Source organism: Streptomyces sp. NPDC060194, assembly GCF_042728285.1.
In the GTDB taxonomy this organism is placed as follows: Bacteria; Actinomycetota; Actinomycetes; order Streptomycetales; family Streptomycetaceae; genus Streptomyces.
The window spans coordinates 1-8,468 of the sequence record NZ_JBHWZH010000198.1 but is presented as its reverse complement, the minus strand read 5'-3'; the positions used below and the strand labels follow the sequence as shown (position 1 = coordinate 8,468).

General features: G+C 75.2%; 9 protein-coding genes. 3 read left to right on the top strand and 6 right to left on the bottom strand.

Annotated elements, in window-relative coordinates:
• The first annotated feature begins 44 nt into the window (after positions 1-44).
• Both ACFWEG_RS27005 and ACFWEG_RS27000 read left to right on the top strand, forming a co-directional pair.
• On the top strand, positions 45-620 hold the full coding sequence (locus ACFWEG_RS27005; RefSeq protein ID WP_387220187.1) for a PadR family transcriptional regulator: 576 nt from the start codon (positions 45-47) through the stop codon (positions 618-620).
• A 51-nt stretch (positions 621-671) separates the two neighbouring features.
• Complete coding sequence (locus ACFWEG_RS27000; protein WP_387220185.1) at positions 672-1,829, top strand: methyltransferase domain-containing protein; 1,158 nt, start codon at positions 672-674, stop codon at positions 1,827-1,829.
• Here ACFWEG_RS27000 and ACFWEG_RS26995 read toward each other — a convergent pair.
• Positions 1,790-2,302, bottom strand: coding sequence for a DUF402 domain-containing protein (locus tag ACFWEG_RS26995; RefSeq protein ID WP_387220184.1), 513 nt, complete (start codon positions 2,300-2,302; stop codon positions 1,790-1,792). The two genes, ACFWEG_RS27000 and ACFWEG_RS26995, sit on opposite strands and share 40 nt — an antisense overlap.
• Positions 2,286-3,203, bottom strand: coding sequence for a GNAT family N-acetyltransferase (locus ACFWEG_RS26990; protein WP_387220181.1), 918 nt, complete (start codon positions 3,201-3,203; stop codon positions 2,286-2,288). The genes ACFWEG_RS26995 and ACFWEG_RS26990 overlap by 17 nt, the downstream gene beginning before the upstream one ends.
• 71 nt (positions 3,204-3,274) lie before the next feature.
• Here ACFWEG_RS26990 and ACFWEG_RS26985 point away from each other — a divergent pair, with 71 nt between their 5' ends.
• Complete coding sequence (locus ACFWEG_RS26985) at positions 3,275-3,640, top strand: GntR family transcriptional regulator (RefSeq protein WP_387220178.1); 366 nt, start codon at positions 3,275-3,277, stop codon at positions 3,638-3,640.
• Between the two features lie 33 nt (positions 3,641-3,673).
• Here ACFWEG_RS26985 and ACFWEG_RS26980 read toward each other — a convergent pair whose 3' ends face one another.
• The 4 genes from ACFWEG_RS26980 to ACFWEG_RS26965 all read right to left on the bottom strand — a co-directional run bounded on the left by ACFWEG_RS26980 (position 3,674) and on the right by ACFWEG_RS26965 (position 7,934).
• Positions 3,674-4,816 carry a DUF5925 domain-containing protein gene (locus ACFWEG_RS26980; protein ID WP_387220189.1) on the bottom strand — a complete coding sequence of 381 codons (1,143 nt, stop codon included), beginning with the start codon at positions 4,814-4,816 and terminating at the stop codon, positions 3,674-3,676.
• A 144-nt stretch (positions 4,817-4,960) separates the two neighbouring features.
• Complete coding sequence (locus ACFWEG_RS26975; protein WP_387220176.1) at positions 4,961-5,773, bottom strand: polysaccharide deacetylase family protein; 813 nt, start codon at positions 5,771-5,773, stop codon at positions 4,961-4,963.
• Positions 5,770-7,005 (bottom strand): glycosyltransferase family 2 protein, encoded by a 1,236-nt coding sequence (locus ACFWEG_RS26970; RefSeq protein ID WP_387220174.1) that lies wholly within the window; start codon positions 7,003-7,005, stop codon positions 5,770-5,772. Before ACFWEG_RS26970 ends, ACFWEG_RS26975 begins: the two co-directional genes overlap by 4 nt.
• Entirely contained in the window at positions 7,002-7,934 is a 933-nt protein-coding gene (locus ACFWEG_RS26965; protein WP_387220172.1) for a glycosyltransferase family 2 protein, read from the bottom strand. The genes ACFWEG_RS26970 and ACFWEG_RS26965 overlap by 4 nt, the downstream gene beginning before the upstream one ends.
• Positions 7,935-8,468 lie beyond the last annotated feature (534 nt).

Below are 8,468 nucleotides of genomic sequence, written 5' to 3'. Positions count from 1 at the left end.
CCGCACGCGGGCCCGGCCCCCGTTCCTCCGGCTAAGGTCCCCCCATGTCCCTGCCCCACGCCATCCTGACCGCGCTCCTGGAGAAGCCCTCCTCCGGCCTGGAACTCACCCGGCGCTTCGACAGGTCCATCGGCTACTTCTGGTCCGCCACCCACCAGCAGATCTACCGCGATCTCGGCAGGCTGGAGGAGTCCGGCCTGATCCGCGCGCTGCCCGCCGCCCAGGCCACCCGCGGCCGGAAGAAGGAGTACGAGGTGCTCCCGCAGGGCCGGGACGAGCTGGTCGCCTGGGTGGCGCGGCGCGAGGAGCCCAAGCAGGTCCGCGACCCGCTGCTGCTGCGGCTGCGGGCCGCGGCGATCGTCGGCACGGACTCGCTCCTTCCCGAGCTGCGGCGTCATCTGGCGCTCCACGAGCGGCAGTTGGCGGACTACCTGGCCATGGAGGAGCGCGACCTGAAGCGGGCGAAGGGGGCCGAGGAGGACCGGGTCCGGCATCTGATCCTGCGCGGCGGCATCGAGCTGGAGCGGTTCTGGGTCGGGTGGCTGACCGAGGCCCTCGACGGCCTGGCCGCCGCCGACGGCGGCGCGCACCCGGACGCCCCCGAGGCCCGCGGCAGCTGAGCGCCGCCTCGCCGGAGGCCGACTGTCAGTGGCGCCTGCCACCATCGGGCCATGACGACGAACCACCCCACCGCCACCGACTGGGACGCCGAGGCCGCCGCGTTCGACGACGAGCCCGACCACGGCCTGCGCGACCCCGAGGTGCGGGCCGCCTGGGCGGCCCGGCTCGCGGACTGGCTCCCCGCGGGGCCCTCCCGCGTCCTCGACCTCGGCTGCGGCACCGGCAGCCTCGCGCTGCTCGCCGCCGAGCAGGGCCACCGGGTGACGGCGGTCGACCTCGCACCCGCCATGGTCGAGCGCGCCCGCGCCAAACTGGCCGGCACCGGCGCCGAGGTGCTGCTCGGCGACGCCGCCCGGCCGCCCGTCGGCGAGGAGCGGTTCGACGTGGTCCTGGTCCGGCACGTCGTCTGGACCCTGCCCGACCCCGCGACCACCCTGCGCGCCTGGGCCGCACTGCTGCGCCCCGGCGGCCGGCTCGTCCTGGTCGAGGGCGTGTGGGGGAGCGCCGGCATCCCCGCCGCCCGGCTGACCGCGCTGCTCGCCCCGCTCGCCGACCGCGTCCACAGCGAACGCCTCTCCGGCGACCCCCGCCTCTGGGGCCGCCCGGTGGACGACGAGCGGTACGCCGTCGTCGCCACCCTCGCCCCCGCCCGCCGCCACACCGAGGTCGTCGACGTCCACCTGATCCTGCGCCGCGGCGACGAGGTCCTGCTCGCCCGCCGCGCGAACACCGGCTACGCCGACGGGCTGCTGCACGCCCCCTCGGGCCACGTCGAGGACGGGGAGGACGTCCGGGAGGCGGTGATCCGCGAGGCGCGCGAGGAGATCGGCGTCGAGCTGCGGCCGGACGAGGTGCGGACCGCGCTCGTCATGCAGCACCGGGGGCCCGGCGGCGGCGCCCGCACCGGCTGGTTCTTCGAGGCCCTCCACCCGGCGGGCGGGGAGCCGTCGAACCGGGAGCCGGACAAGTGCTCGCAGCTGGACTGGTTCCCGCTGGACGCCCTCCCGGACGACATGGTCGCCTACTGCCGCGCCGGGCTCGACGCCTACCGGGCGGGCGACCGCTTCGTCCTCCACCGGCACGAGGCCGGCGACCCGGTCGCCCACCGCCCGGGCGGCCCGGGCCGGGCCGTCGTCCTTCCGGAGACGGCGACGGCACGGCCCGCCGGTCAGACCACGAGCAGCAGGTCGGTCAACTTGCCCGCCTGAGCCAGGTGTTCGAGCTCGTCGAGTGCCGACCCGGCCTGCCGGGCGGCCTCCGGGTCCCGCTCGGCGAGGCCGCTCGCGGCGAACTCGTCCTCGTCGAGCCGCAGCACGAGCGAACCGTCCGCGGAGACCCACAGGTCGAGGTCGAGATCCTCGACGACCAGCTCACCGCCGGTACGGACGGCGGGCCGGGTGACGTCGCAGTACCAGCCCTTGAGCACGCCGTCCGCCGACCGGACCTCCTTCACCGCGTACCAGCGGTCCCGCCAGAAGGTCTCGGTGAACACGTCCCCGCGCTCGAACCGCACGAAGCCGAAGTCGCGCACCCCGTCGCCGTCCCCGTTCCCCGCCCAGTCCGCCCGCACGGTGATCCGCACCCCGTCGTCGTCGACCAGGGCGGCCGGGTAGCGCACCTTCGTCCGCCCCGCCTTGACCAGGACGACGTCCACCCGGCCGTTCTCAGAACTCCCTGACACAGCGCACCTCCGTCGCGCACACCTCGTAGCCGAACCACTTGTTGATCGCGAGCATCGGCTCGTTGCCCGCGTCGTTGCCGGTGAACGCCTCGGTGTACCCGGCCGCGCGGGCCCGGTGCAGGGAGTGGTTCTTGGCGAGCTTCGCGAGACCCCGGCCGCGGTGCGCGCGGCGGGTGCCGGTGCCGCCGGAGGAGAGCCGGGTGCGGCCGTCGGTCTCCACGAAGGTGAAGGCGGCCACCTCCCCGTCGGCCACCACGACCGTGCTCAGCTCCCGGTCGAGCAGCGGGTTCCCGAAGGTGTGCCGCACCCATTGGTCGTGGTCGGTCAACTCGGCGCCCACGTCGCTGGGTTCGTCCGCGACGGCCTCCGCGTCGGCCTCGAACAGCGGCCGGGGGTCGTCGGCGTACGAGGCGACCGTCCGCAGCTCGACCCCCGGCGGGAGCTCCGCGAGGGGCGGCAGGGCGGCCCCGGTCAGGCCGAGGCGCAGGAAGTGGGCCGGGCTGCCGGGACGGTAGCCGCGCCGCTCGGCGTAGGCGCGGTTCGCCGGCTCGTCCAGGACCCAGGAGTACGCGGTGGTGGCCCCGAGCCCGCTCAGGTACTCCTCCGCCGTGCGCACGAGCAGGGAGCCCGCGCCCCGGCCGCGCCGGTCCGGGTGGACGTACACGTTGACGAACGACCGGCCGGGGACGGGGCTGTCGTGGGCCAGTCCGATCTGGGCGCGGCCCACGACCTCGCCGTCCAGCTCGGCGACGAGGAGCCGGCGGCGCTGCGCGGCCGGGGCGTTGGCGGTGTCCCAGGCCATGCTCTCGGGGGTGGTGAGGAGGTACGGGATCGCGGCGCGCAGCACCTCGGCCGTGGCCTCCCCGTCGGCGGGGCGGAAGTCTCTGACGATCAGGTTCACGCGGCCCGACCCTACGGTCCGATCCGGGCCCGCGCCCCCCGATTTCCGCTTGGCCGGGAGAGAATCGCCCCGTGACCCTGAAGATCGACATCAAAGACAACGGCGTGGCCCCGTTCGAGCAGCTGCGGGCGCAGATCTCCGAGCAGGCCCGGTCCGGGAGGCTCCCCGTCGGCCACCGGCTGCCGACCGTCCGCGGCTTCGCGGAGGAACTCGGCCTCGCCGCGAACACGGTGGCCAAGGCCTACCGCGCACTGGAGGCGGACGGGGTGATCGAGACCCGCGGCCGCAACGGCTCCTTCGTCGCCGCGGCCGGCGACGCCGCCGAGCAGCAGGCGGCCGCGGCGGCGCAGGAGTACGCCCGGCGGGTCAGGCAGCTCGGCCTCGACCGCGAGGCGGCCCGGCGCACGGTCGAGGACGCGCTGCGGGCGGCGTACTGAGGGGCGCCGGCAGGCGCGACCCGGTACGCCCCCCTACAGGTACAGCCCCGCGTCCGCCGCGCCCCGCGCCTGGTCCGGGACCGAGGCCGGGCCGACCCCGCGCCGCAGCGCGTACAGCTCGGCGAGGGTCGCGCCCTCGCGGGCGACGCCCTCCTCGGTGCCGAGCCAGGCCGCGGACTCCGCGTGGGTCAGCTTGCCGACCTCGATCCGGGCCATGCAGCGCCCGGGGCGGACGACGGCCGGGTGCAGCCGCTCCAGGTCCTCGTTGGTGGTGACCCCCACCAGCACGTTCCGGCCCTGGCCGAGCAGGCCGTCCGTCAGGTTGAGCAGCCGGGACAGCGCCTGGCCCGCGGTGTGCTTGGCCTCGCCGCGGATCAGCTCGTCGCAGTCCTCCAGGAGCAGCAGCCGCCAGCGGCCCTTGGCCGAGCCGTCGTCCTCGCCGATCGCGATGTCCATCAGGTAGCCGACGTCGTTGAACAGCCGCTCGGGGTCCAGGACGCAGTCGACCTGGCACCAGTCCCGCCAGGAGCGGGCGAGGGTGCGCAGCGCGGAGGTCTTGCCGGTGCCGGGCGGGCCGTGCAGCAGGAGCAGCCGGCCCGAGATGTCCGCGGGGGCGGTGCGCATCAGCTGGTCCATCGCCCCGGCGACCGGGGCGGTGTAGTTGGCCCGCACCTCCTCCCAGGTCCCGGCGCTGATCTGCCGGGTGGTGCGGCGCGGACCACGGGTGGGGGAGACGTACCAGAAGCCCATGGTGACGTTGTCGGGCTTGGGCTCGAGCTCGTCCGCCGCGCCGTCGGTCGCCCGTTTGAGGACCTCGGTGGCGAGCTCGTCGGTGGTCGCGGTGACGGTGACGTCCGCGCCGCGGCTCCAGCGCGAGACGAGCACCGTCCAGCCCTCGCCCTCGGCGAGCACCGCGCTGCGGTCGTCGTCCCGCGCGGCGCGCAGCACCTTCGCCCCCGGCGGCAGCAGGCTCGCGTCCCGCCTGACCCGCTCGATGTTGGAGCTGCGCGCGAACGGCTCGCTGCCGGTGGTGAACCGGCCGAGGAAGAGCGCGTCGATGACGTCCGACGGCGAGTCGCTGTCGTCGACGGTGAGCCGTACGGGGAGGGTCGTGGCGGGATCGGCACCGGTCGGATCGGGGGACGGCGGGAACGCGTCTGCGGCCATGACGGCCATGATCCGGCACGGGGCTGCGAGCCGCACCCGTTTTCCGCACCCGCCTGCGCCGCACCGGCCGGCAGCCGGTCCACGGCCCCGCCGCGGGGGCCGCGGGCCCCGACCGGCGGCGGGGCCACCGCAGCTCGAGCGCCCGCCCGCGACTCAGGGCCGGGTGCGGTCGGCCGTGCGGGCCGGGTGCGCCGCGCGGGCGGCGGCGCGGGTGCGGCGGACCAGGGCCCAGCCCTTGGTCAGGGCCCGGTCGCGGGCGAAGTTCCGCCCGATCGCGCGGCCTTCGACCAGCCGCGCGAACTCCGCGAGGTCCGTCGACCGCCGCACGGTCACCCGCCGGATCGCGTACGGGCCCTGCGCGCGCCGGCCCAGGTCGTTGCCGACCGCGAGGGCCTGCGCGAACCCGGCCGCCCGTACGGCCTGCCGCACGCGGCGGTTGGAGTAGCCGTAGGGGTAGGCGAACGAGGCCGGTGGCGCGCCCAGTTCGGCGGCGGCGATCTCGCGGCAGCGGCGCAGCTCCGCCCGCAGCCGCCCCGCGCCGAGCTGGTCGAGCTGCGGGTGGGTGTGGCTGTGCCCGCCGATCTCGCAGTCGTGCGCGGCCAGTTCGCGCACCTGGTCCCAGTCCAGCATGGTGTCGAGCGCCCGGTCCTGCCCGTCGCCGCCGCGCAGCCACCCGGTGGTGACGAACAGCGTGGACGCGAAACCGTGCCGGGCGAGCGCGGGCAGGGCGTGCCGGTGGACGCCCTCGTACCCGTCGTCGAACGTGATCAGCACCGGCCGTTCGGGCAGCGCACGCCCCTCCCGCCACGCGGCGGCCAGCGAGGCCGTCGTGACCGGCGCGAACCCGCGCTCGGCGAGCAGCGCCATCTGCGCACCGAACGCGGCGGGCGTCACGGACAGCCCTCGGGTCGCGGGGGCGGGATCGTCCGCGACCGCGTGGTACATGAGGATCGGCACGCCACTCATGCGACGGCCTCCCGCGCGGGACCGACACGGCCGTGTTCCGCGTCGGCGCTCGGCGCCGGGCCGTCCCCCGCGACCGCGTCGCGCCCGTCCGGACCGGCGAGACCGTCCCGGACGGGAGTCCCGTCGGGCACGGCGGCTGCGCGTGGCCGTGCCGCGGGTGGGGACGCCGCGGTTCTGCGGGCCGCATCGGCGTTCCGGTCCGCAGCGCCCCCCGCGACCGCGCCGGGTGTGCCGCGGTCCGGGGCCGGTGTCGGCGCCGCTGCGATCTGCTGGACCTCGAACCGCACCCCGTCGCGGCGAGCGCGCAGGGTGCCGATCGTGTAGCCGGCCGCCGCCGCGGTGACGCCGGTCAGGATGGCCGCCGCGCGGCCCGCGCCGCCGACGCGGCCGCGGAGGGTGTCGGCGAGGCCGCGGACGACTCCCGCGGGCAGGACGCGGGTGGTGTAGCGGCGCTCGGACTCCAGGCCCTTGTCCGCGCCGACGCTCCGCGCCACCAGCGCCTTGGACAGGCCCTCCGCGTAGGACCGGGTGCGCAGGTAGCCGAAGCGCTCCCGGGCGCGGGGGACCTTGTGGTGGATGACGGCCCGGTCGTCGATCAGCAGGACGGCGTCCGGGCGGGCCCGGGAGAGCCGGATGCACAGCTCGGTCTCCTCGCCCCCGAGCGGCCGCTTGTCGCCGTCCCGCCCGATGCCGCTCGCGAAGCCGCCCGCCGCGTCGAACGCCGTGCGCCGGAAGGCCGCGTTGCCGCCGAGGATGTTCCGCACCCGGACCAGGCCCGGCGGCAGCCCCCGGTAGGTGCAGCCGACGACCCAGTCGAACTCCTCCGGGAACCACACCGGCCGGCGCCCCGACGCCCACACGGGCAGGGTTCGCCCGCCGACCGCCATGACCAGCGGGTCGGCGAACCCGGCCGCGAACCACCGCAGCCACTCGGGCTCGGCCACGGCGTCGTCGTCGAGGAACGCCACGAGATCGCCGCCGGCGGCCGCGATGCCGGTGTTGCGCCCCGCCGACAGCCCGCGCGGGCCCGCGTTGGCGAGCACCCGGACGTCGGACGCGCCCGCGTACCGGGCCGCCAGCCGGTCGCGCAGCGCCGGGTTGTGGTCCACGACGAGGAGCGTCTCCAGGGCCGGCAGCGACTGCGCCCGCACGGAGGAGACGGCGGCGAGGATGTCCTCCCACCGCTCCTCCGTGTAGACGCAGACCACCACCGAGAAGCGGTTCCCGCTCAACTCGTGGCTCCCCGGCGTGCGTCGAGGCCCACGGTCCTGACCGGCCGGCGGACCCGGGGCGCGCGCTTCTCCCCGAGGATCACCTTCAGGACCCGGATGCCGTCCCGGATCGCGTTGAGGTTGCTCACCCCGTGGATGCGGTTGTACTCATGGCTCGGCACCTCCTGCACCCGCAGGCCCGCCTTGACGATCCGGATGTTGATCAGCGTCTCGATCTCGAACCCGCTGCAGTCCAGGACGATGTCGTCCAGGCAGCGCTTCCAGAACGCGTTGTAGCCGTAGCAGAGGTCGGTGTACCGCGCGCCGAACTTGGTGTTGACGGCCGTGCAGAGCGCCCAGTTGCCGAGCTTGCGGATCGGCGTCATGTCGTCGGTCCCGCCGCCGTTGGCGAAGCGCGAGCCCTTGGCGAAGTCCGCGCCGCCCACCAGCGCGGAGACGTAGGAGACGATCTCCTGCCCGTCCGCGGAGCCGTCCGCGTCGACCATCACGATGATGTCGCCGGTGCAGGCCGCGAACCCGCTGATCAGGGCGTCGCCCTTGCCCTTGCCGACCTGCTTGACGACCTTGACGCCCGGCCAGTGCTCCTTGGCGACGGCGACGGTGTCGTCGGTGGAGTTGCCGTCGACGAGGACGACCTCGTGGATCCACTCGGGCAGGGACGCGAAGACGTGCGGGAGGTTTCTCGCCTCGTTCATCGCCGGGATGACGACGCTGACCGGCGGCGCGATGGCCAGGTGCGAGGTGACGGCGCGGTACGGGGCCGGGACCCGGACGACGGGCGCCACCGCGTCGGCCGCGGCGCCGACGGCGACCGGCGCGGTCTCCACCGCCAGCGCGGTGTCGACGGCGAGCGCGGTGTCGGCCGACACCGTTGTCAGTTCCTGGTCGGCGCGGTCGCCCGACACCGCCGGGTGCAGGAATGAGCTCATGAGACGGTTCCCTCTCGTCCGGTGGACGGCCCGCCCCCGGGCAGTCCGGCTGTAGGTCCGGTTCGAAAGGGGGGTTCTCATCTGTCACAGAGAGGCATCGCACACCGGTCTGCGCAGACGTGCCGGTTCGAGGACCGGCCGCGCGGCATGCGTCTCGGTGCGAGCAGAGTTACCGAGCACGTCACTTCCCCCCCTACCGCGCCCCGTGCCGGACCCTCTGCGGTGCGGAGGCCCTCCCCAGGGCCGCTCGCGGTGCTGGTCCGTCACGGGAAGTTGCAACTGGCTGGCTCTGCTGCGCCGGACCGGCCGGTCGATGACCGGCCTCCGGCGGTGGAACGATATTGATAAGTACGACTGTATGGCAATACCGCCATCAGGGAGCGCATTTTTCCGAAATGCAGGCGCGCCGGGCGTCGACGGTGTCACCGTGCGGTGTCGCCCGCACACTGTCGCGCGGTCGCCGAAACCCCGTCAAGAAGCCCTCCGACACAGCCCTGTAACACGCCGGTTCCCCGGACGCGGAGGGACCGCGTC

Bases quoted from the DNA above. Each gene is read 5' to 3' on its own strand.
- ACFWEG_RS26975 (WP_387220176.1), bottom strand. From the start codon at position 5,773: ATGAGTGGCGTGCCGATCCTCATGTACCACGCGGTCGCGGACGATCCC.
- ACFWEG_RS27000 (WP_387220185.1), top strand. From the start codon at position 672: ATGACGACGAACCACCCCACCGCCACCGACTGGGACGCCGAGGCCGCC.
- ACFWEG_RS26980 (WP_387220189.1), bottom strand. From the start codon at position 4,816: ATGGCCGTCATGGCCGCAGACGCGTTCCCGCCGTCCCCCGATCCGACC.
- ACFWEG_RS26965 (WP_387220172.1), bottom strand. From the start codon at position 7,934: ATGAGCTCATTCCTGCACCCGGCGGTGTCGGGCGACCGCGCCGACCAG.
- ACFWEG_RS27005 (WP_387220187.1), top strand. From the start codon at position 45: ATGTCCCTGCCCCACGCCATCCTGACCGCGCTCCTGGAGAAGCCCTCC.